Origin of the sequence: Spirillospora sp. NPDC052242 (genome assembly GCF_040679555.1) — a bacterium.
In the GTDB taxonomy this organism is placed as follows: domain Bacteria; phylum Actinomycetota; class Actinomycetes; order Streptosporangiales; family Streptosporangiaceae; genus Spirillospora.
On the sequence record NZ_JBFAUZ010000027.1, the window covers coordinates 42,280 to 65,121 of the forward strand.

Below are 22,842 nucleotides of genomic sequence, written 5' to 3' on the forward strand. Positions count from 1 at the left end.
TCGTCCGAATCTGCAGCGGGGGGCGGGGAGGCGGGAGGACGGGAGGCGCGGGCCGGGTCACAGCAGGGTCCTCGGACGGACGGCGTTGGCGGCGTCGACGAGCCGCCGGCACTCGTCCCGGTCCGGTGCGACCTTCGCCAGCCGCCGGTACGCGCCCTCGAGGCGGCGGCGCAGCGGCGTCTCCCGCAGCTCCGCGCCGAGCAGCTCCGTGCCGTCCGTCCCGCCGGACCGGCCCGGGCCGATGAGCAGCCAGTCGAGCGCGGCCTCCAGGATCTCGGCGGTGAGCCGGTCCCGGCGCCGGTCGTCCAGGGCGTCCGGGCCCAGCCCGCCGAGCCGCTGCCCGGCGGCCAGCAGCTCCGCCGCCGTCAGCTCGGCCGCGGGCCGCGCCCGCACCGCCGTGGTGACCGCCGCGACCTGCGCGGACGTGCGCCGGATCGACGTCTCGGGCACCGTGTCGAGGGTGGCGATCGCCCCGGCGCGGTCGCCGCCCGCGAGGCGCACCCGGGCGAGCCCGAAGGCGGCGTTGAGGTAGGAGTCGTCGGTGCGCCACACCAGCTCGTACAGGCGGGCGGCGTCGGCGGGCGCGCTCCCCTCCCGGCAGTAGGCGAGCGCCAGCTTCGGCGCCGCCTCGCCCGGCAGCAGGTCGTACAGCCGGTCGAAGCGCGGCCCGGCCTCGGCGACCCGGCCGCGGGCGAGCAGCCCGACGGTCCGGTACCACTCGACCCGCCAGTCGTCCGGCTCGTCGGCGGCGAACTCGTCCAGCAGCGCCTCGGCCTCGTCGTGCTCGCCCAGCTCGATCTTGACCCGGGCGAGCGTCAGCCGCACCTCCGGCGTCCGCTGCGGCGCGCCCGCGACGGTGGCGGCGAGCTGCGCGGGCGGGAGCGAGGTGAGGCCCGCGAGGAACCCGGCCGCGGGGTCGCCCGCGTCCACCAGCGGGACGGGCAGCGCCGCGGCGGCCGTGTCCGGCGGGACGGGCGGCAGCGCGGCCGCGTCGGACTCCTCGCCCGCGGCGCGCGTCGCGAACCGCTCCGGGCCGAACAGCGCCGACGGGGCGGGCCGCGCGCGTCCGTCCTCGGTGGCCAGCACCTCGCGCAGGACGCCGGTGAGCTGGTCGGCCATCTCCGCCGCGTCCTGGAACCGCTCGTCCGGGTCCCGGTGCGTCGCGCGGCGGAGGAACCGGTCGAACGACTCGTACCTGCTCAGGACGGGCACGTCCGTCCGGGGCGGGAGGCTCTCCCGGTAGCGGGACGTGTAGCCCTTGAAGGGGAAGCTCAGCACGGCGAGGGTGCGGCCGACCGTGTAGAGGTCGGAGCTGATCGACGGGCCCACGTCGGCGATCTCGGGCGCCTGGTAGCCGGGCGTGCCGTAGATGGCGCCGTCCGGGTCGTCCAGCCGCCGCACGCCGCCGAGGTCGATCAGCCGGAGCTGCTCCTCGAACTGGATGACGTTGTCGGGCTTGAAGTCGCAGTAGACCAGGCCCCGGGCGTGCAGGTAGCCGAACGCCTGCAGCACCTCCAGCGCGTACGCGATGGCCTGCGCGACGGGCAGCGCCTCCGCGCCCTCGTCACGCCGCTGCAGCAGGATGTCCTTCAGCGACCGGCCGCCGACGTACTCCATGACGATGTAGCCGTCGCCGTCGTGCTGCACGAAGTTGTAGATCTTGACGATGTTGGGGTGCTCGACCTCCGCGAGGAACGCCTTCTCGGCCGCCGCCGCGGCCATCGCGTCGGCGTCCCCGCTGTCCAGCAGGCCCTTCAGCACGACCCACCGGTCGCTGACGTTCTTGTCCCGGGCGAGGTAGATCCAGCCGAGCCCGCCGTGCGCCAGGCAGCCGAGCACGTCGTACTGGCCGCCGACGAGGTCGCCCGGCGCCAGCTTCGGGGTGAACGAGAACCCGGTGCCGCACTTCGGGCAGAACCCCTCGGTACGGCCGGGCCGGTCGCCCCGGCTGCGCCCGACCGGCTCGTCGCAGTTGCTGCAGTACCGCTTGCTCTCGGCGACCTTCGGGTCGCGCAGGACGGCGGCGGACGGGTTCCGGTACGGGACGGGCGGCACCTTCACGAGGCCCGCGCCCAGCCCGCCCAGCTGCCCGGACGACCGCGTCCCGCCGGTGCGCGTGCTGCCCGTCCGCCCGGTGCCGATGCTGCCCCTGCTGCCGGAGCTCATCGACCGGCCCGCGGACGGCCCGCTCGTCCCGGTCGCGGACGTCGCGGACGGCGGCTCGCCGCACACGTCGCAGAAGCCGTCGACGATCGTCCCGCCGCATCCCGCCTTGTCGCACGCGCCGCTCGGCGCGGCAGTCCCGCCCGGCGCTCCGGCGCCGCTCGCGGCGGCCGCCGGGGGCGCACCGCAGACGTCGCAGAAGCCGTCGACGATCGTCCCGCCGCATCCGGGCTGGGCGCAGGCGTCCGGGGTGGAGGGACCCGAGGGGGTGGGGGATGCGGCCATGCCGCATATGACGCAGAATCCGCCCTCAACGGTTCCCGCGCATCCCGGTACGGTGCACTGGTTCATCCATCCGCTCCCTTCTCCCGCGCGGAGACGGCGCGCTGGAACTCCGCCAAGGCGACGGTCGCCTCCCGCAGATCGCAGGGCGACGTCCACAACAGCGCGCGCGCCCTCTCGTACAAACCGGCCGTGGCGGCGTCCTCGGCGAGGCCCAGCCGGGCGGCCTTCATGCGGTACGCGTCGAGCCGCCCGCGCAGTTCGTCGCGCCGCTCCAGCAGGCCCCGGACGACGCCGACCGCGTCCCGCGCGTCCCGCAGCGCCGCGCCGGCCGCGTGCTCGAGGTCGTCGAGCCGCCGCGCGAGCCGCGTCCAGTCGCCGCCCGTCCGGGCGTCCCGGTCGAGGGCGGACAGCCGGTCGGCGAGCGCGGCCGACGCCTCCGGCCGCGCCGCGGGCGGCGGACCGGCGATCTTCGCCGCGACGGCGTCCCGGACCCGGCGCCCCTCCGCCTCCGTCTCGCGCAGCTCGCCGAGCGTCCGCGCGACCGCGCGGAGCCGGTCGGCGTACCCGTCGCGCAGCGCCGCCGCCGACTCCAGGCGCCGCCGCGCGTCCGCGAACCCGTCGCGCAGCGCGTCCAGCGGGGCGGTGTCCGGGCGGCCGCCGGGCGCCAGCGCGAGCGGGTCGCTGCGGACCCGCGCGGCGAGCGCGTCGAGGTCGGCGCCGAGCCGCGCCAGCTCCGGATCCGTCCCGCCGAGGGACGCCAGCGCCGCCGCGGCGGCGCGCCGGGTCGCCTCGGTCTCCGCGAGTCGCGACAGCAGCGCCGACCAGACCCGTTCGAGCGGCCCGACCGCCCGCACGATCTCCTCGTACAGGCCGGTCATCCGCTCGACGGCCGCGCGCAGCGTCAGCCGTTCGCCGGACGGGACGGCCAGCAGCGTGCGGCGCTCGAGCGGCACCTCGGCGGCGGGCAGTTCGACGGCCGGGCCCGCGAGCAGGCGGGTGAGCTCCGCCAGCCGCCACTGCCCGAGCCGGCCGGGCCGGGCGCGGACCTCCTCGGCCTCGGCGACGGCGCGGCGGTACAGGTCGAACAGCGTCCACAGCGCCTCGGCGCGGGCGCGCACGGCGGCCTGGACGCGTCGCGTCTCTCCGGCCGGCGTCGCGCCCTCCAGCAGCTGGTAGCCCTGGTCGGCCTCCAGTTCGAGGAGGGCGGAGCCGATGCGCTCCCTCTCGTCCCGCAGATGCGCCAGCGTGCGATCGATGTCGTCGCGGCTCATCGGCAGGCGCGTCGGTTCACCCAACGCGGGTCCATGGCTCGCCCATGTTCGCCCTGCCATCCCCCGTGCCGTGCAATTTTGATGCCAGTTTTCCCCATCCCCGCCCCAAGGCTCAAGGATTGCGGGCGATCAAGCCGGAGGCGGCCGCGGGCCCTCCAAAATGTCAGTGTTCGAACGTATTATCGAACCATGGCGAACGTTGCGACGCACCGCAGGACCGCCCCCACCCTGACCGAGCTCTCCGCCGCGGAGATCGCGGCCCTCGCGCTCTCGCTCGCGCACCTGGGCGCCGGCCCGCAGGCCGCGACCGCGCGGCGGGCCCTGCGCACCCTCCTCGACACCGTCCCCCACGACGACGTGGTCGGCGCCACGCTGGCCACCCTCACCGCGTCCCTGGACGCCTCCACGGCCGACCGCGCCCGCGTGGTCGCCGCCGCCATCAGCGAGCACCGCGTCGTCCGCCTCTGCTACGGCGACGCCGGCGCCAACGTCACGATCCGCGAGGTCGAGCCGGTCACCACGCTCGTCCACCGCGACCACTGGTACCTCGTCGGCTGGTGCCGGATGCGGCGCGGCGTCCGCGCCTTCCGCTTCGACCGCATCCTGGCCGTCGAGTCCACCGGAATGCCCGCGCGTCCGCGCCGCACCGACCGTTACCTGCCGTTCCAGCGGCGCAAGGCCGCGGTCCACGCCGGCGGCCCGGCGCACACCCCGAGGCCCTGACCGCTCCGCGCGGCCCCGCCCCCGGGCCCGGGGCCGCGCGGAGCACGCGTCACGGGCGGGGCGGGCGTCTCGCTGCGGCCGGTACCGGTCGTCGCGGGGTTACGGCGGGGCCGGGGCGTAGTAGGAGTCGACGGCGGGCTGTCCGGTGTAATTCGGGCCCGCGCGGTCGTCGGCGCCCAGGTACCGGTACGGGAGGGTCACCTCGCGGCGGCCGCGCAGCGTGATGCGGCGGCGCCGGGCGTCGTGGCCGAAACCGGCCCGGCGGAGCGCGGCGGTCAGCGGGCGCCCGGCGGGGGAGCCGTCGGCGAGCCGCACCGACCGCGGGTCGAAGTCGGCGACCAGCAGGCCGTCATCGGTCAGCCAGGACGCGGCGCGCGCCAGCAGCCCGAGCTTGTCGCCGACGTAGTGCAGCCCGTGGACGCACGTGACCAGGTCGGCGGGCGCGTCCGGCTCCCACGCGGTCACGGAGGCCACGACGAGCCGGACGTTCGGCGGCGGCACGCCCGGAAGGAAGTGGCAGACGAGATCGACGCCCGTGATCTCGAGGTCCGGGGAGAGCCCGGCGGCGTCGATCAGGGCGCGGCCGGTGCCGCAGCACAGGTCGAGCCAGCGGCCGGTCCCGTGCCGGGCGGCCTCGGCGAGGGGATCGACGCCCAGTTCGCGGCGGTAGGCGGCGAGGGTCCGTTCGCGGTTCATGGCGTTGTTCGCCACGACCGGGGACGCCTCGAGTTCGGCGTCGTCGAGGCGGCGCGTCATGCCCCGATCATTCCAGCACGGGCGGACGCGCCGTACGGCGTCGTCGCGGCGGGCCGGGCGCGTAGCATGACGGCGGTGAGCACGCGGGACGTCCTGGAGCACCTCCGGCGGCTGGGCATGTCGGGGTACGAGGCCAAGGCGTACGTGGCGCTCGTCGCGGCGGGCCGGCCGGTCAACGGGTACGAGGTCGCCAAGCGGTCGGGGGTCCCGCGCAGCACCGTGTACGAGACGCTGGGCAAGCTCGTGGCGCGCGGCGCCGCTTACGAGGTGCGCGGCTCGTCCGACGCCACCGAGTACCTGCCGCTGCCGCCCGAGTCGCTGCTGGACCGGATGCGCCGCGAGTTCGACGGCTCGGTCGCGGCGCTGCGGACGGCGCTGCCCGCGGTCGCCGCCGCGCCGGAGGCGCCGCCGATCCACGGGCTCAAGGACGCCGAGGCGATGCTCGACCGGGCCGGGGACGTCGTCGCGGCGGCCCGCCGCGACCTGTTCGTCTCGATCTGGCCGGAGGAGATGCGGCGGCTGCGCGGCCCGGTCGAGGAGGCCGCGGGACGGGGCGTGGACGTGTCGGTCGTCGCGTTCGGCGACGACGCCGAGCCCGGCGCGGACGCGGGCGCGCGCGTCCACCGGCACCGGTACTCCGCGCCCGAGGCCGTCCTGGAGGACCTCGGCTACCGGCTGATCGTGGTGGTCGGCGACCGGCGCGAGGCCGTGGTCGGCGGCTTCGCCGAGGGCGCGGCGTGGGGCATCTACACCGCCGACCCGGCGGTCGCGCTGATGGCGGCCGAGTACGTCCGGCAGGACATCGCGCTGCAGATCCTCGCCGACCGGGTCGGCGCCGCCGAGCTGGACCGGCTGTTCGCCACCGACCCCGACCTGCTCCGCCTGCTCGGCCGCGGGTGAGCGGGGCTCACGGCCGCTCCCAGCGGACGGACCCGAGCGCGAGCAGCGCCACGTGCAGCGACACGCAGGACTCGACGTCGTCGAGGTCGGCGCCGAGCACGCGCCCGATGCGGCGGAGGCGCTCGTAGAGGGCGGGGCGCGACAGGTGGGCGCGCTGCGCCGCCTCGGCCTTGTTGCGGCCGCACTCCAGGTACAGCTCCAGGATGCGGGTGAGGTCGGTGCCGCGCGCGGCGTCGTGCCGCAGCAGCGGGCCGAGCTCCCGCTCGACGAACGTCTGCACGCGGGCGTCGTCCCGCAGCAGGTGCAGCAGCCCGCGCAGCCGCAGGTCGGGCAGCCGGTAGAACGGGCGGTCGCCGGGGCCGCGGGCGGCGACGTCCGCGACCTGCTCGGCCTCCAGGAACGAGCGGCGCACGTCGCGGATCGTCTCGACGACGGAGCCGGCGGCGAGCACCCCGTCGTGCACCGACTGCTTGCGCAGCAGCGCGGCGATCTCGGTGAGCGCGGTCTCGGCGTCGGCGCGGGCGGGCAGCGACGCGAGCACGCCGACGCGGGCGTCCGGGCCGCCCTCGTCGAGCACGCCGACGAGCGCGGCGAGCCGCGCCTGCCGGCAGGCGGCGGCGGTGGTCTCGGCGAGCTGGGACAGTTCCCCGACCGGCGGCGCCGCGCCCGTGGCGGCCCGGTGCCGCAGGACCGCGCCGAACAGCCGCCGCCCGGTCAGCGGGACCCCGAGCGCGCGGGCGCGCGCGGCGGCCTCCTGCGGATCGGAGTGGGCGTGCGCGATGATGCGGGCGATGATCGTCCCGTGCGCCTGCCGCTCCAGGCTCTCGGCGTGCCGGTCGAGCAGCCGGCCGAGCGCGAGCGTGGTCGCGGCCCGCTCGACCAGGACGGTCTCGCGCGGCGTCGGCGGCGACCCGAGGACGATGATCAGCCGTCCCCAGTCCTCGCCGCGCGCGCCCACCACGGTCGTCAGCCAGCCGGACGTCCCGTCGTAGCCGGTGCGGCCGCCGGGCCGGACGGCCCGGGACCGCGCCTCCCACGCCGCGAGCACCTCCGCCGGGTCGGCGCCGCCCGCGTCGGCGGCCAGCACCCGGTGCGACAGGTTCTCCAGGACGACCGGGTGCCCGGCGAGCGCGGCGACCCGCCGGACGACCTCGTCGGTGGAGGCGCCCTCGACCGACAGCCGGGTGAAGATCTCGTGCAGCCGCTCCGACTCCCGCAGCTCCGCGAACTGCTCCTGGACGATCCGCGCGTGCACGGCCTCGGTGATGTCGACGAACACCGGTTCGTGCTCGAGCACGACCACCGGGAGCCCGTGCCGCTCGGCGGCGTCGGTCAGCGGGCCGGGCAGCGCGGTGGCGTACCGGCGGCCCAGCTCGATCATCAGCCCGCACACCCCGACCTCGGCGAGGTCGGCGATGTAGGCGCGCAGCCGGTCCGGGTCGTCGGGCAGCGCGATGCCGGTGGTGAGGACGAGCTCCCCGCCGCGCAGCAGGTGCGCGATGTCGGTGACCTCGGCGACGTGGACCCAGCGGACGCGCCCGCCCGTGCGGTCGGCGCCCGCGACGACGCGCGGCCGGCAGCGGCGGACCGCGTCGAGCCGGAGCACGTCGTCGACCGTGGGCAGCATCACGCCGATGCTACCGGGCACAGTGTCAAGGGCGCCGATCGCGGCGTTACAGGGTGTCGGTACCGGCGGGTTCGGGTGGCCGGCGCGCCGGTGCCGTCCGACACTCGGCGGGGACGCGCCCGCCCGCGTTTCCGTGGCCTTCTTACGGGCCCGGCGCGGCCGCGAATGATAGCAACTTCCATTGACTCGTTCTGTGCTCGGAGACACAATCTGACTGTCTCAATTAAATGAGGCGGAAATGAAAGTCAGGGCCCGGTGGAGACCGTGACCGCGGGCCGGCGCAGGGAGCCGTGCAATGACCGCAGACGACCATGCCGCAGAGGTCGACGCGCTCGGACGGCGTTTTCCGGGCTGGACCATCTGGTTCGGCCCGTTCACCCGCCGCTGGTGGGCGCTGCCGCCCCGCGAGCTGGACGTAGGCGACTTCCTGGAGGCCGACACCCCGCAGGCCCTCATCGCGCGGATCGAGACGATCCGGCGGACCCCGTGGCGGCCCCCGCTCCCCGACGCGCACGGGTTCCCCGGCGCGCACGGGCACCGGCCGCCCCGGCCCGACGACACCCGGCGGGACGCGCGGCGTCCCTCGAACCTCCTCCGGCTCGAGGGCGTCACACCGTCGCCGTTCCGCCGGGCGCCGGCGATCGCGTGGCCAGGCAGCACCGCAGGATGATCGCTGTTCCCCACCTCGCCGCGCCCGCCGGTGCCGTCACGGCCCCGGGCAGGGCGGCGGCCGCGCCGCATCCCTCGCCGGAGCACCCCGTGTGCGGCGCGGACGCCAGCACCCGCCGTCCCCCGGGGCCGTGGCGGATCTTCCACGGGTGAACGCCCGGAAACAATGTCGGTAAATGGCGGTGAATGGTCGCCGCGGGTAACGGCGGATCGGGTTCCGCCGGCGCCCGCGCATTAGGCGCCGCCGTACCGCTCGTGTTGCGCGTTGTTCCGGTCCACCGAGAATCCGGACGGCGGTTCGGGCGACGAACGGGCGGCGATTCTTTCGCCGGGCATCGTCCGTCCGAGGAAAAGGACGGCCGGGGCCCGCGGCGCGCGCCCGGCCCCGCGCCGTCCCGCCGCCGCCCCGCCGCGAAGGCGCTACGCTGCGCCGACGGGGACGTTCGCGAATCCGGGGGAGCGGACCCGCGAGGCGAGCTGGGAGCGACATGCGGCTGACGGGCACGCGCCTGACGAACACGCGCCTGCTGGACGGGGTGCGCGCCAAGGTGCTGGCGGCCCTCGGGACGACCGCGGTGCTGGCGACGGCGGGACTCGTCGCGTGCAGCGGCGGCGAGGAGGACCGCGAGCCGGTCGGCGTCGCGAAGGTGGCGAGCACGCTCGGCCCCGGCGAAGGCGTCCTCAACCTCGTGACCCTGCCGGGCTACATCGAGAACGGCGGCACCGACCCGCGCGTCGACTGGGTCACCCCGTTCGAGGAGCGCACCGGCTGCAAGATCGGCTGGAAGGTCGTCACGACCCCGCACGAGATGGCCGACCTGATGCGCGACGAGGGCCGGCACTACGACGGCGTGGCCGCGCCGCCCGAGGTCGCCGGCCGGCTCATCGCCGACGACCAGGTCGTCCCGGTGAACACCGACCTCGTGGACGGCTACAAGAAGCTCGAGCCGACGCTCCGCGGCCTGCTCGAACGGGACGGCGAGTACTTCGGCGTCCCGTACGTGTGGGGCTCGAACCTGCTGGTCCACGATGCGCGGTCGGTGCCGCAGCCGTCGAGCTGGGCCGCGCTGTTCGACCCCGACCAGGCCCGCCGGTACTCGGGCGAGCTCGTCATGCGCGACAGCCCGCTGTCGATCGCCGAGGCCGCGCTGTACCTCAAGGGCGCCGAGCCCGACCTCGGCATCGAGGACCCGTACTCGCTGACGCCCGAGCAGCTCGCCGCCGCCGGGCGCGTCCTCAAGGAGCAGCGCCCGCACGTCGCCGAGTACTGGGAGCTGCCCGCCGACGCCGTGAGCGCGTTCGCCGCGGGCGGCGCGGTGCTGGGGCAGGCGTGGCCGTACCACGTGGACGTCCTGAACCGGGCGTCGCAGCCGGTGCGGGGCGCCGTCCCGGCGGAGGGCGTGACCGGCTGGATGGACGCCTGGATGATCAGCTCCCGGGCGCAGCACCCGAACTGCATGTACCAGTGGCTGCAGTGGACGGCGTCCGCGGACGTCCAGCAGCAGGTTGCCGAGTGGACGGGCGTGGCCCCCGCCAACCCGCAGGCGTGCTCGGGCGACCGGCTCCGGCCGGGCTTCTGCAGCGCCTACCGCGTCGGCGACCGCGAGTATCTGGAGAACGTGATCTTCGCGCACACGCCGCGCGAGGACTGCGGCCGGGAGCCAGGCGAGGACGCCGAGGACGCCGAGGACGGCGGGGACGGCGAGGCGGGATCGGGCAAGGACCGGTGCACGAGTTACGCGGAGTGGACGCGCACGTGGATCGAGTCGACGAAGCTGTAGCGGCGTTCCGGGGAGACCGCTAGAGGTCTCCCGCTAGAGGTCTCTCCGGCGCGCCCGACCGCCCCCAGCCGGGCGCGCCTCTCGGGTGGTCCCGGGCTTCCCCCCGAAGGCCCGGGTCACCCTTCTCCCTGGAGAGACTCCATGGCGACGGCGGCGTGCAGGGCCGTCGCCGGCACCGGGGCCGGCTCTCCGACCGGTCCGGCGCCCGTGAAGCGCGGTTCTCGCGGGCTCCGCCGCGGGCGGGGTACCGGCGGGGCGGGTGCGCAGTCGTCGCACGCGAACACCCCGGTCGAATCCGGCAGGCGGCCGACGCGGACGCGCGGCCGGGGCCATCTCTTGCCGCAGACGACGCAGGCGTCGCCCAGGCGCTGCGCTGTGCTCAGCGGCGCCGGGTCGAACGTCGGGTCGCCCGCCTGGCCCATGTCCCATCCCCTCGCGGGAGTCGGCTTCACGTGACTCCTTTATAGGCCGGGGAGTGTGTTGTCCCAGCTAGCGAAGGTGAAAAGGGCGGCAAAGGCTCCCGTGTCGCCCGCTCGGCGGTCGGCCGGGCGGCCGGGCAGAAGATCAGTCCGCCCCATACGGTCGGCGCATGTCTCCTTTGCCCTGGAATACGTACAAAGGAGACATGTCGGTCCGGAAAGCCGAGGGCCGGGTGCACCGGCCGCGCTCCGCACCGGCGCGCGGGACGGTGGGCGCGCTCGCGGTGACGGGTCCGCCGCTGCTGCTCGGAACGGTCGCGGCGGCGGTCGTCCTGCACGTCTACGCGGACGCCCGGTGGAGCGTCCTCGCGCCCGTCATGGCCGCGCTGTTCGCCGCGGCGCTCGTCCTCACCGCCTGGGCCGCCCGGCGCGCGGCCGAGCGCGCGCTGTGCCCGGTGGCGGAGGCCGAGGCGGAGATGGGGGAGATCCTCGAGACGGCGGACGCGTCCCGCCGGGTGAGCGTGCCGCCGACCGGCGACGCCGACGCCCGGCTGGCCGCGCGGGTCAACGGCGTCCTCGACCGGCTGGAGCGCTCGGCCCTTCAGCGGCGCGCGTTCATCGCGGACGCCTCGCACGAGCTGCGCACCCCGCTGACCGGGCTGCGTACCCGCATCGAGCTGGCGCTGGCCGCGCCCCGTGACGCCGACCTCCCGGAGACGCTGGACGGCGCCCTGCGCGACGTCGAGCGGCTGCACCGGATCGTCGACGACCTCCTCGCGCTGGCCCGCCTGGACGCCGGCGAGGAACCGGCCCGCGAGCCGGTCGACATCGGGGGGCTCGTCGAGTCGGAACTCGCCGTCCGCACCGCGCCCGTCCCGCTCAACGCGAAGGTCGACACCGGGGTGATGGTCGAGGGCAACCCGATCCGGCTCGGCCGGCTGCTGGTCAACCTGCTCGCCAACGCCGAGCGGTACGCGACCGGGCTCATCGAGGTCGAGGTGCGCCGGGACGGCGCGGAGGCCGTCGTGGAGGTCCGCGACGACGGCCCCGGCATCCCGGCCGCCGACCGCGACCGCGTTTTCGAGCGCTTCACCCGCCTGGACAGCGCCCGCAGCCGGGTCGACGGCGGCAGCGGCCTCGGCCTGGCCGTCGCGCGCGCGACCGCGGTGTCGCACGGCGGCCGCCTCTACGCCGCCGACGCCGGACGGGACACAGGAGGGGACACCGGACGGGACGCCGGACGCGAGGCCCGCGGCGCCCGGTTCGTCCTGCGGCTCCCGCTCCTCCCGGAACCGGACGAGCGCGACGGCTGAACACCGGCGATTCACCATGGGCGACGCGCCATGGGCGAGAATGGGCCCCGTGATGACTCCCTCTGACGCCGCCGCCGACGCGGCCGCCGCCCGTGACGTCGTCGTGCTCGGCTCCACCGGATCGATCGGCACGCAGGCGCTCGACGTGATCCGCCGCAACCCCGGCCGGTTCCGGGTGACGGGCCTGGCCGCCGGGGGCGGCCGGGTCGGGCTGCTGGCCGAGCAGGCGCTGGAGTTCCGGCCCGAGATCGTCGCCGTCGCGAAGGCGTCCGCCGCCCAGGACCTGCAGCTCGCCTTCTACGCCGAGGCGAAGCGCCGCGGGTACGCCGCCGGCGAGTACCCGATCCCGAAGATCGTGGCCGGTCCGGAAGCGGTCGCCGAGGTCGCCGGATGGCAGTGCGACGTGGTGCTGAACGGCGTCACGGGGGCGCTCGGCCTGGCGTCCACGCTGGCCGCGCTGGACGCCGGGCGGACGCTGGCGCTCGCCAACAAGGAGTCGCTCATCATCGGCGGCCCGCTGGTGCGCGAGCGGGCCCGGCCGGGGCAGATCGTCGCCGTCGACTCCGAGCACTCGGCGCTCGCGCAGTGCCTGCGCGGCGGCCGTCCCGAGGAGGTGCGGCGGCTGGTGCTGACGGCGAGCGGCGGCCCGTTCCGGGGCCGCACCCGGGACGAGCTCGCGGACGTCACGCCCGAGCAGGCGCTGAACCACCCGACGTGGGACATGGGCCCGGTCGTCACGATCAACTCGGCGACCCTCGTCAACAAGGGCCTGGAGGTCATCGAGGCCCACCTGCTGTTCGACGTCCCGATGGACCGCATCGAGGTGATGGTGCACCCGCAGTCGGTGATCCACTCGATGGTGGAGTTCACCGACGGCTCCACGCTCGCGCAGGCGAGCCCGCCCGACATGCGGCTGCCGATCGCGCTCGGGATGGACTGGCCCGACCGGGTCCCGGACGCCGCCCCGGGCCTCGACTGGACGCGGGCGCACACGTGGGAGCTGTTCCCGCTGGACGACGAGGCGTTCCCGGCGGTGCGGCTGGCGCGCGGCGCGGGGGAGCGGGGCGGCACCGCCCCGGCCGTCTACAACGCGTCCAACGAGGAGTGCGTGGAGGCGTTCCGCGCGGGACGGCTGCCGTTCCTCGGGATCGTCGACACGATCGCCCGGGTCCTGGACGAGCACGACGCGGGCTCCGCCGCGTCGCCGTCGGCGGGCCTGACGCTCGACGACGTCCTCGCCGCCGACGCGTGGGCGCGGACCCGCACCCGCGAAGTCATCGGCCTCTCCTGACCCCGCCCGCCCCTCGCGACGGGCGGCCCGCGCGGCGGGGGCGGGTGTGGGGGGTCGTCCCTCGGGAAACACGCGCCTAGGCACCCGGGGCCCGCCCGGGGCGGACCCCCGAGGGGGCTGGGATGGCGTTCCTGCTCGGCGCGGTCGCCTTCGTCGTCGCGCTGCTCGCGTCGGTGATGCTGCACGAGGCCGGGCACCTGCTCACCGCGAAGCGGTTCGGGATGAAGGCCACCCAGTACTTCGTCGGGTTCGGGCCGACGCTGTGGTCGCGGCGGCGCGGCGAGACGGAGTACGGCGTGAAGGCGATCCCGCTGGGCGGCTTCGTCAAGATCGTCGGATACACGCCGCTGGAGGAGATCGATCCGGCGGACCGGCCCCGCGCGTTCTACCGGCAGCCCGCGGGGCGCCGCGCGATCGTGATCGCCGCGGGCGTCGTCGCGAACTTCGTGTTCGCGTTCCTGCTGCTCATGGTGATGGCGATGACGCTCGGGATCCGCGACCCGGGGACCGTGACCACGACCGTCGACCGGGTGTCGGCGTGCGTGCCCGCCGGGCCGGGCGCCGAGTGCGGCCCGGACCGTCCGGCGTCCCCGGCGGCGCGGGCGGGACTGCGGGCGGGCGACCGGATCGTCGCGTTCGACGGCGCCCCGGTCGGCGGCTGGCGGGAGCTGACGAGGGCGATCGACCGCGCCGGAGCCGGACGGACGGTCGCCGTGACGGTCGAGCGGCCGGGCGAGCCCCGGCCGGTGACGCTGCGGATGCGGCTCGCGGAGTCCGGCGGCGAGCCGTTCGTCGGGATGTCCGCGCGGGTGGCGGGGGCCGGGTACGAGCGGGTCGGGCCGATCAACGGGGCGGTGTTCGCCGGGCGCGGCGTCGCCGCGACGGTCGAGGGCATCGGCCGGGTCGTGGTGGACCTGCCGTCGGCGATCCCGAACCTGTTCTCGGACGAGCGGGCCGGCTCGCCGGGCGGGCAGGTGGGCAGCGTCGTCGGCGCGACGGACGTGTCGGGGCAGATCTTCGCGTCGGACGACTCGGCCCGGGACAAGCTCGCGCTGTTCCTGTCGCTCGTCGTCTCGCTGAACATCTTCCTCGGCGCGCTGAACGTCGTGCCGCTGCTGCCGCTGGACGGCGGGCACCTCGCGGTCGTCGCCTACGAGCGCGCGCGGGCGGGGCTGGCGCGGGCGCGCGGCCGTCCGGATCCCGGCACGGTCGACATGACCAGGCTCCTGCCCCTCACCTACCTCGCGGTCCTCCTGCTCGTCGGGTTCGGCGTCCTGCTGATTCTGGCCGACCTGTTCAACCCTCTCGAGCTGCCCGAATGACCCGGGAGGTTTACCGCGCGTAGCCGATTGGTCACACTATTACGTGCCGGTCGCCGTCACCGCATTCGCCCGGGGCGCCTAGGCTTGTACGGGCCGGGCGGCCGTGTCACGAGAGGGACGCCCGCCTTCTCTGCGGGGGGCCGAGAGCGTCTCCGGGCGAGCAGAGGCGAACAGAGGAGAGGGATGAGCGTTTCACTGGGAATTCCTACGGTCCGTGACGGGCAGGGAGCGGGGCCCGCGGCCGCGCCGCGCCGCAAGTCCCGTCAGATCATGGTCGGGAACGTGCCGGTGGGGGGCGACGCGCCGGTGTCGGTGCAGTCGATGACCACGACGCTGACCGCCGATGTGAACGCCACGCTGCAGCAGATCGCGGAGCTGGCCGCGTCCGGCTGCCAGATCGTCCGGGTCGCCTGCCCGTCGCAGGACGACGCCGAGGCGCTGCCCGCGATCGCCCGCAAGTCGCCGATCCCGGTCATCGCCGACATCCACTTCCAGCCGAAGTACGTGTTCGCCGCGATCGACGCGGGCTGCGCGGCCGTCCGGGTCAACCCCGGCAACATCAAGAAGTTCGACGACAAGGTCGGGGAGATCGCCAAGGCGGCGTCCGAGGCCGGGGTGCCGATCCGCATCGGCGTCAACGCCGGCTCGCTCGACAAGCGGCTGCTGGAGAAGTACGGCAAGGCCACCCCCGAGGCGCTGGTCGAGTCGGCGCTGTGGGAGTGCTCGCTGTTCGAGGAGCACGGCTTCCGCGACATCAAGATCTCCGTGAAGCACAACGACCCGGTCGTGATGATCGAGGCGTACCGGCAGCTCGCCGCCGCCTGCGACTACCCGCTGCACCTCGGCGTCACCGAGGCGGGCCCGGCCTTCCAGGGGACGATCAAGTCCGCGGTGGCGTTCGGCGCGCTGCTGAGCCAGGGCATCGGCGACACGATCCGGGTGTCGCTGTCGGCGCCGCCGGTCGAGGAGGTCAAGGTCGGCACGGCGATCCTGGAATCGCTGGGGCTGCGGCAGCGCGGCCTGGAGATCGTGTCGTGCCCCTCCTGCGGCCGCGCGCAGGTGGACGTCTACACGCTGGCCGAGCAGGTCACGGCGGGCCTGAAGGACTTCCCCGTCCCGCTGCGCGTCGCGGTCATGGGTTGCGTCGTGAACGGTCCGGGCGAGGCCCGCGAGGCCGATCTCGGCGTGGCGTCCGGCAACGGCAAGGGCCAGATCTTCGTCAAGGGCGAGGTCATCAAGACGGTCCCCGAGGCGCAGATCGTCGAGACGCTGATCGAGGAGGCCATGCGGATCGCCGAGGACATGGGCATCGAGATCGGTGAGGACGGCTCCGTGTCCGGTCCCGGCGCCGAGGTCGTCGTGAGCTGACCCGCGCCCGCCGATCGCGCGCGGATCGTCCGCGGTCGGGCGATCGGCGCGAAGGCCCCCGGAATCGCTCCGGGGGCTTCGTCATGTCCGGGGTCCCGAACGTCCGGGACGATCACGAGCTTCCGCTGATCCCGTCACGATCTGGTCACTCCCTGTAACAGGCCTGCCCGCGCCGTGCCGGGGCGGAACGTCGTGAAACATCACGAAGTTCCGCTGATCTTGTCACGGTTCCGCATCCCTCTGGGACGGCCTCTGCCTCCAAAGGGGCTGGAACCGCCACAATCTCCCCGCAATTCATGCATCCGCTACATCGGCGCAGCTCCCCCTCCGGCGCCCTCGCGGCGCCCGGAGCCGCCGATCTGAGGGGGTCAGGTTGAGAAAGGTTCTTCTCGTCACGGCCGCCGCGGTCGTGACGGCCGGCGGTCTCGGCGCCGCCGTCCCCGCGAGCGCGGACACCGCCCGGACGGCCGGCGCCGCGGCGCTCGCCTCCCCGGGGTCGATCGACTGGGGCACGTGCGAGGTCAGCGGGCCGGACGACCCGATGAACAACGCGCAGTGCGCCACGGTCGAGGTCCCGCTGGACCACGCGAAGCCCCACGGCCGGAAGATCTCCATCGCGGTGTCGCGCTTCAAGCACACCGACGAGGCGAACTACCAGGGCGTCCTGTTCGTGAACCCGGGCGGCCCCGGCGGCAGCGGCCTCGCGTACGCGCCCGCGCTCGCCCGCTGGATCGGCGGCACCGGCCACGCCGACGTCGCCGCCAAGTACGACATCATCGGCTTCGACCCGCGCGGCGTCGGCGCCAGCGAGCCCCGGCTGTCCTGCGACCCGCACTACTCCGACCCGATCCGGCCCGACTACGTGCCCGCGTCGTGGAAGGAGGAGCGGGCCTGGCTCGCCAAGTCGAAGAAGTACGCGCAGGACTGCGCCGAGAAGTTCGGCGACCTCCTGCCGAACATGCGCACCACCGACGCCGCCCGCGACGTCGACGCGATCCGCCGCGCCCTCGGCCAGGAGAAGATCAGCTGGTACGGCTTCTCCTACGGCACCTACCTCGGCGCCACCTACGCCTCGCTCTTCCCCGAGCGGGTGAAGCGCATGGTGATGGACGGCAACGTCAACCCGAAGAACATCTGGTACGACTCGCAGCTCGAGCAGGACAAGGCGTTCGAGCGCAACATCAAGTCGTGGTTCGCGTGGCTCGCCGAGTGGGACTCGGTCTACCGCCTCGGCGACACCCGGGACGAGGTCGAGGCCAAGTACTACGAGGTGCGGGCCGCCGCCGAGAAGTCGCCGATCGGCGGCAAGATCGGCCCCAGCGAGCTGGACGACATCGTGCTGAGCGCCGGGTACAACACCGCGTACTACATCCCGTTCGGCGAGGCGCTCTCGGCGTGGGCGAACGACGAGGACCCGTCCGGGCTGCTCGGCTGGCTGAACCCCGGCGGCGACGACAACTCGTTCGCCGTCTACAACGCCGTGCAGGCGGCCGACGCCCGCTGGCCGCGCAACTGGTCCAAGTGGCACAACGACGCGGTGAAGCTCGTCCGCCAGGGCTACCGCTTCAACACCTGGAGCAACGTCTGGTTCAACGCGCCCGTCGCGTTCTGGCCGTTCCAGGGCGGCCCGGAGTACCGGCTGAAGGGGAGCAAGAAGCTGCCCGGCATCCTGCTCGTGCAGTCGTCGCAGGACGCCGCGACCCCGGTCGAGGGCGGCTACGCGATGCACAAGGTGTTCCCGTCGTCCCGCCTGGTGCTGGAGGAGGGCGGCAAGACCCACTCCAACACGCTCAACGGCAACGTCTGCCTGGACGACAAGGTCGCGGCCTACCTCGACACCGGCGCGCTGCCGGAGAGCCGCCGCGGCGCGGACGCGCGCTGCGCCGCCGTCCCGGCGCTGAACGACCCGGACCCGACGGCCGTGCGGCTCAAGGCCGCCGGTGCCGGCGCGGGCAAGGACCTTCCGGTCGGACGCCCGTAGCCGCCGCGTGACCGGGTCCCGGCCGCACGGCGGGACCCGGTCACGGGCGCACGACCCGCCCGGTCCCGGATGGGGTGTGACCTCCCGGTTCGGCATGGAAACGCGCGATCCCCGGTTCGGTGGGCCCCGGCGGCGCGGCCGATAGAAAGCGAAAGTGCCGAACCACGCAACCCGCAGGACCCTCGCGCGCACGACCCGTCCCCGCAGGACCCTCGCCCGCGGAACCGGCAAGAGGGCCGTCGCCGGGACGGCCGCCGCCGCGATCGCCCTCGCGTTCGCGGGCGCCGGCGGCTCGACCCCGTCCGTCGCGCCCGTGTCCGCCGACCTCGCCCCGCCGCCCGCCGGGATCGACTGGAAGCCCTGCCCGGCCGACGACCCGGTCGCGGGCGGCCGCCTCAAGGGCCTGCAGTGCGCCGAACTCCGCGTCCCCCTCGACCACCACCGCCCCGGCGGGAAGCAGATCACGCTCGCGCTGAGCCGCGCCCCGCGCACCGCGCCCGAGTCGAAGGGCGCCGTCCTGCTGAACCGGGGCGGGCCGGGCGCGCACGGGCGCGACCTCCCCGCCCTGTTCTCGTCCGCGCTCCCGGACGACGTCGCCGCGTCCTACGACTGGATCGGGTTCGACCCGCGCGGCGTCGGCGCCAGCGAGCCCGCCCTGACCTGCGACGAGTCGTACCGGGACCCGGGCCGCGCGATGCCCGACCCGGTCCCCGCGAACGCGGAGGAGGAGCGGGCGTGGGTCGAGCGGGCCCGCGCCTTCGCGCGCTCGTGCGCCGCGGAGCACGGCGAGCTGCTGCCGCACATGGGCACCGCCGACTGGGCCCGCGACGTCGACGCGATCCGCCACGCCCTCGGGCAGGAGACGATCGACTACTTCGGCTACTCCTACGGCGCCTACCTGGGCGCGGTCTACGCGACGATGTTCCCGCACCGCGTCGACCGGATGGTCCTCGACAGCGTGCCCCGGCCGAGCGGCGCCTGGTACCAGAACAACCTCGACCAGAACGTCGCGTTCGAGGAGCGCATCGGCGCCTTCTTCGCCTGGATCGCCCGCCACCACGAGACCTACCGGCTCGGGACGACCGCCGCGGACGTCCGCGCCGCCTACGATCGGGTGCGCGCCGCGCTGGAGACCGAGCCGCTCGGCGGCCGGATCGGCCCCGCCGAACTCGACGGCCTCTTCCTCGCCGACGGCTACGCCCAGCACTCGTGGGACGCACACGCGCGCGCCCTGTCGGCCTACGTCGTCCGCGACGACCCGGCCCCGCTCCGGGCCGCCTGGGAGCCGCCGAACCGGCTCGACCTCAACGGCTACGCCGTCTACACCGCCGTGGAGTGCCGCGACGCGCCGTGGCCGCGCGACTGGTCCGATTGGCGCGCCGACGCCGAGCGCCTGTACCGGACGGGGCACCGCTTCGAGACCTGGAGCAACACCTGGTACAACGCCCCGTGCGCGTTCTGGGCGGCGGGCGGCGGGCCGCGCCCGGACGTGTGGGGGAGCACGTCGATGCCGCCGATCCTGCTCGTCCACGCGACCGAGGACGCCGCGACCCCGTACCCGGGCGCGCAGGAGACGCACCTCAGGTTCCCCACCTCCCGGCTGCTGGTGCAGGAGGGCGGCGGGAACCACGGCGTCACGCTGACCGGCGACGCCTGCGTCGACCGGGCCGTCGCCGCCTACCTCGGGCGCGGCGAGCTCCCCGCGAGCCGGCCCGGCCCGGACGCGACGTGCCCGGCGGGCCCGCCGCCCGCGCCCGCGAAGCAGGAACGGCCGGAGAAGCCGCGCAAGCCCGCCGCCTGACCCGCGACCGGAGGTCGACGGGCAGGCGGCCCCGCCTGTGCCGGGGGTATGTGGGGCGCCCCCACAATGAGCAGCCTGACCGGTGACCGGAGGTCCGAGTCGCCGCCCGGGGCGCCGGGGGTGTCCGTGCGGGAGGCGGTGGAGGTGATCGGAGCCGGGACCGCATAGGCTTGGCCACGTGGTGCTTTCAGTGGTGAAGGCCGCCGTGCGGGGCGCGCCCCCGGCCCGGGGCGGGTAGCGGCGGTGCGCATGCTCGGCTCGGCGCCCGTGCGGGTGCTGGACGACCGGCACCGGCGCGACGCGCTGGCGATCCTCGACGCCGACCCCGTCGCGAACGTGTTCGTCGGCTCGCGGGTGCACGCCGCCGGGCTCGACCCGCGGCGGCTCGGCGCCCAGATGTGGGGCTACATGCGCGACGGCCGGCTGACGTCGCTGTGCTACTCGGGCGCGAACCTGATCCCGGTCGCCGCCTGCCCGGACGCCGTCCGCGCGTTCGGCGAGCGGGCGCGGGCGCAGGGGCGGCGCTGCTCGTCCGTCGTCGGGCCGGTCGAGACGGTCGGCCCGCTCTGGCGGATCCTCGAACCGTACTGGGGGCCGCCGCGGGCGGTGCGGGCGGTGCAGCCGGTGATGGCGACGTCGCGGGAGCCGGACGTCGAGCCCGACCGGAACGTCCGGCGGGTGCGGATGGACGAGTTCGACATCGTCTACCCGGCGTGCGTGTCGATGTTCACCGAGGAGGTCGGGGTCTCGCCCAACGCCGGCGACGGGGGAGTGCTGTACCGGTCGCGGGTCGCGGAGCTGATCCGGGACGGGCGGGCGTTCGCCCGGATCGAGGACGGCCGCGTCCTGTTCAAGGCCGAGATCGGGGCGGTGACGCCGCACGCGTGCCAGGTGCAGGGGGTGTGGGTCCCGCCGGACCTGCGCGGCCGGGGCCTGTCGGTGTCCGGGATGGCCGCGGTGGTCGCCGAGTCGCTGCGCACGATCGCGCCGACGGTGTCGCTGTACGTCAACGACTACAACGTGCGGGCGCGGGCCGCCTACCGCCGGGTCGGCTTCGTGGAGACCGGATCGTTCATGTCCATCCTGTTCTAGAGGTTTGTTGTTCCCTGCCCGATTACTCCCCGATACCTGACGGGAACGGTCCGAAACGGTAGCATCCGGGCCGTGGAATTCGCCGGGGCGTTGCGGCAGGCCATCCAGGCCAGCGGGCTCACCCTGGAACGCGTCCGGCACCGGCTGGAGCGCAGCGGGCTGACGGTCAGCGTGGCCACCCTCAGCTACTGGCAGCGCGGCCGCAGCAGGCCCCGTTCGCGCGCCGTCGTCGAGTCCCTGGAGGACGTCCTCGGCGTCGCGCCCGGCACCCTGACCGCGCTGCTCGACGAGACCGCACCCGTCGCCGGGGAGGTCGCGCGGCCCGCCGCGGGCCGGGGCGCGCTCGCCGCCGGGCCGTCCGCCGGGTCGCCCGCGTCCGCGAGCGGCCTGTGGCCCGACCCCGACGGGTACGCCCGGCTCGTCGGCCAGCTCGACCGGTCCGGCGACCACCGCCTCGAACGGCTCGGCGTCCACGACGTCTACCGGCTGGACGAGGCGGGCCGCACCTGGACGCTGTCGGTGCGGGCCGTGCTGCGCGCCGCCGGGGACGACATCGACCGCGTCGTCTGCGTCCACCGCACCGGCCCCGCCGATCCCGGCGACCCCACCGATCCCGCCGGCTGCGCCGCGTCCGGCCTCGCCGCCGCGCGCTACTGCCGCCCCGGACGGATCCGCGCCGGGGACGGCCTGGTCGCGTTCGAACTCGTCTTCGACCGGGTGCTGGCGGCCGGGGATACCGCCGTCGTCGAGTACGACCTCGGCCCCGTCACCGTCCCCGAGGGGGCCGGGGCGCCCGGCGGCTACGACCGCCGCTTCCCGCACCCCGTGCAGCAGTACGTCGCGGTCGTCCAGTTCGACGGCGAGCGGCTCCCCGCCCGCTGCTACGGCTTCACCGCCGAGACCGCCGACGGGCCCCGCAACCGCCTCGGGGAGTTGTGGGTCGGGACGTCCGGCAGCGCCAACCTCGCGGTCGCGAACGTGCGTCGCGGTATCGTCGGCCTGGAATGGGAGTGGCACTGACCGTGCGGTGGGAAACGCGGCGCCGTTGTGAACCTTTGCCGGTCGACTCGGGGGGCGAGGCGTCTTACAGTGAGCGCGGAAGCGGAAAGTCCACGAGTCAAGGCCGTTTCACGGGGGCCGGCCGGACCGGATCCGGAGGCCTAGCAGTGCAGAGTGTCGCCGAGGACGACCTTCTCCAGGTCCTGCAGTACGGTCCCTTCAACGTCGCCCTGCAGGCCGCCATCCAGGCGCGCGGCCTGAGCCTGGAGTCGCTGCGCCGCCGCCTGGAAGAGCAGGGCATCGCCGTCAGCCTCTCCACCCTGAGCTACTGGCAGCGCGGCCGCACCCGCCCCGAGCGCGCCGACTCGCTGCGCGCCGTCCGCGGCCTGGAGGCCATCCTCGAGCTGCCGCGCCACTCCCTGCTGACGCTGCTGCGCCCGTCCGCCGACCGCTCCGCCGGGCCGTGGCAGTCCGTCGAGGAGCTCTGCCCCGAGCCCGGCGTCCGCGACCTGCTCGACGAGATCGGCGACCGCGGCGAGCGGCAGCTCACCGGGCTCAGCCTCCACGACCAGCACATCGTCGGGCGCCGCCGGGAACTGCGCGAGGTCCGCACCCGCGCGGTGTTCCAGGCCCAGCAGCGCGGCGTGGACCGCTGGATCGCCGTCTACCACCACCCGCACGGCATCCTCCCGTCCTCCCGGACGGCCCGCGGCTGCCGCTTCGGCCGCGTCCGGATGGACGAGTCGAGCGGCCTCATCGCCGCCGAGCTGCTGTTCGACCGCGCCCTCGGCCGCGGCGAGACGTACCTGCTGGAGTACGGGTTCGGGTTCGACGAGACCGGCCCGCCGGTGACCGAGGAGGGCCGCGGCTTCCGCACCCCCCAGCACGAGTACCTCATCGAGGTCCGGTTCCACCCGGCGACGCTGCCCGCCCGCTGCTACCGGACGTGGCGGCCCGACGGCCACACGGCCCTCAAGGACTCCGCGGACCTGCGGATGTCGAGCTACCACAGCGTCCACTACATCGAGTTCGGCATGGCCGCCGGGTACCACGGCATCCGCTGGGAGTGGGACTGAGACCG

Annotated in this window: 18 protein-coding genes; 14 read left to right on the forward strand and 4 right to left on the reverse strand. The window is 75.1% G+C overall.

The features are described 5' to 3' along the window. Window positions 1–57: 57 nt before the first annotated feature. Window positions 58–2,448 (reverse strand): tetratricopeptide repeat protein, encoded by a 2,391-nt coding sequence (locus AB0L25_RS22535; RefSeq protein WP_500174602.1) that lies wholly within the window; start codon window positions 2,446–2,448, stop codon window positions 58–60. Window positions 2,449–2,510: 62 nt separating this feature from the next. Beyond that, window positions 2,511–3,743 (reverse strand): hypothetical protein, encoded by a 1,233-nt coding sequence (locus AB0L25_RS22540; protein ID WP_500174603.1) that lies wholly within the window; start codon window positions 3,741–3,743, stop codon window positions 2,511–2,513. 165 nt (window positions 3,744–3,908) lie between these two features. Between AB0L25_RS22540 and AB0L25_RS22545 the strand changes: the two genes are divergently transcribed. After that, window positions 3,909–4,442: a helix-turn-helix transcriptional regulator gene (locus AB0L25_RS22545; RefSeq protein ID WP_500174604.1), complete on the forward strand. Its 534-nt coding sequence runs from the start codon at window positions 3,909–3,911 to the stop codon at window positions 4,440–4,442. Window positions 4,443–4,541: 99 nt separating this feature from the next. On the opposite strand, the gene AB0L25_RS22550 is transcribed toward AB0L25_RS22545, so the two are convergent. After that, on the reverse strand, window positions 4,542–5,198 hold the full coding sequence (locus AB0L25_RS22550) for a class I SAM-dependent methyltransferase (RefSeq protein WP_500174605.1): 657 nt from the start codon (window positions 5,196–5,198) through the stop codon (window positions 4,542–4,544). A 66-nt stretch (window positions 5,199–5,264) separates the two neighbouring features. Between AB0L25_RS22550 and AB0L25_RS22555 the strand changes: the two genes are divergently transcribed. Next, on the forward strand, window positions 5,265–6,098 hold the full coding sequence (locus AB0L25_RS22555) for a TrmB family transcriptional regulator (RefSeq protein ID WP_500174606.1): 834 nt from the start codon (window positions 5,265–5,267) through the stop codon (window positions 6,096–6,098). A 7-nt stretch (window positions 6,099–6,105) separates the two neighbouring features. On the opposite strand, the gene AB0L25_RS22560 is transcribed toward AB0L25_RS22555, so the two are convergent. Beyond that, a complete protein-coding gene (locus tag AB0L25_RS22560; RefSeq protein ID WP_500174607.1) occupies window positions 6,106–7,725 on the reverse strand; it encodes a PucR family transcriptional regulator in 1,620 nt (539 codons plus the stop codon). Window positions 7,726–8,020: 295 nt separating this feature from the next. Here AB0L25_RS22560 and AB0L25_RS22565 point away from each other — a divergent pair, with 295 nt between their 5' ends. The 12 genes from AB0L25_RS22565 (at window position 8,021) to AB0L25_RS22620 (ending at window position 22,837) form a co-directional block, all read left to right on the forward strand. Beyond that, the gene (locus AB0L25_RS22565; RefSeq protein ID WP_500174608.1) at window positions 8,021–8,395 is read left to right on the forward strand and encodes a hypothetical protein; all 375 of its coding nucleotides are present in this window, start codon (window positions 8,021–8,023) and stop codon (window positions 8,393–8,395) included. Next, window positions 8,392–8,547, forward strand: a complete 156-nt coding sequence (locus AB0L25_RS22570) for a hypothetical protein (RefSeq protein ID WP_500174609.1) — start codon at window positions 8,392–8,394, stop codon at window positions 8,545–8,547. Before AB0L25_RS22565 ends, AB0L25_RS22570 begins: the two co-directional genes overlap by 4 nt. Window positions 8,548–8,882: 335 nt before the next feature. Continuing rightward, the gene (locus AB0L25_RS22575) at window positions 8,883–10,175 is read left to right on the forward strand and encodes an ABC transporter substrate-binding protein (RefSeq protein WP_500174610.1); all 1,293 of its coding nucleotides are present in this window, start codon (window positions 8,883–8,885) and stop codon (window positions 10,173–10,175) included. 625 nt (window positions 10,176–10,800) lie between these two features. Continuing rightward, window positions 10,801–11,907, forward strand: a complete 1,107-nt coding sequence (locus AB0L25_RS22580) for a sensor histidine kinase (protein WP_500174611.1) — start codon at window positions 10,801–10,803, stop codon at window positions 11,905–11,907. Window positions 11,908–11,959: 52 nt separating this feature from the next. Then, on the forward strand, window positions 11,960–13,198 hold the full coding sequence (gene dxr / locus AB0L25_RS22585; protein WP_500174675.1) for a 1-deoxy-D-xylulose-5-phosphate reductoisomerase: 1,239 nt from the start codon (window positions 11,960–11,962) through the stop codon (window positions 13,196–13,198). A 122-nt stretch (window positions 13,199–13,320) separates the two neighbouring features. Further along, complete coding sequence (locus AB0L25_RS22590; RefSeq protein WP_500174612.1) at window positions 13,321–14,520, forward strand: M50 family metallopeptidase; 1,200 nt, start codon at window positions 13,321–13,323, stop codon at window positions 14,518–14,520. A gap of 183 nt (window positions 14,521–14,703) precedes the next feature. Beyond that, window positions 14,704–15,888 (forward strand): flavodoxin-dependent (E)-4-hydroxy-3-methylbut-2-enyl-diphosphate synthase, encoded by a 1,185-nt coding sequence (ispG, locus tag AB0L25_RS22595; RefSeq protein WP_500174613.1) that lies wholly within the window; start codon window positions 14,704–14,706, stop codon window positions 15,886–15,888. Between the two features lie 373 nt (window positions 15,889–16,261). After that, window positions 16,262–17,869, forward strand: coding sequence for an alpha/beta hydrolase (locus tag AB0L25_RS22600; protein WP_500174614.1), 1,608 nt, complete (start codon window positions 16,262–16,264; stop codon window positions 17,867–17,869). A 154-nt stretch (window positions 17,870–18,023) separates the two neighbouring features. Beyond that, window positions 18,024–19,670, forward strand: coding sequence for an alpha/beta hydrolase (locus tag AB0L25_RS22605; protein ID WP_500174615.1), 1,647 nt, complete (start codon window positions 18,024–18,026; stop codon window positions 19,668–19,670). Between the two features lie 249 nt (window positions 19,671–19,919). Then, entirely contained in the window at window positions 19,920–20,762 is an 843-nt protein-coding gene (locus tag AB0L25_RS22610; protein WP_500174676.1) for a GNAT family N-acetyltransferase, read from the forward strand. 72 nt (window positions 20,763–20,834) lie between these two features. After that, window positions 20,835–21,782, forward strand: coding sequence for a helix-turn-helix domain-containing protein (locus AB0L25_RS22615; RefSeq protein WP_500174616.1), 948 nt, complete (start codon window positions 20,835–20,837; stop codon window positions 21,780–21,782). Between the two features lie 146 nt (window positions 21,783–21,928). Beyond that, window positions 21,929–22,837, forward strand: coding sequence for a hypothetical protein (locus AB0L25_RS22620; protein WP_500174617.1), 909 nt, complete (start codon window positions 21,929–21,931; stop codon window positions 22,835–22,837). Window positions 22,838–22,842: the final 5 nt, after the last annotated feature.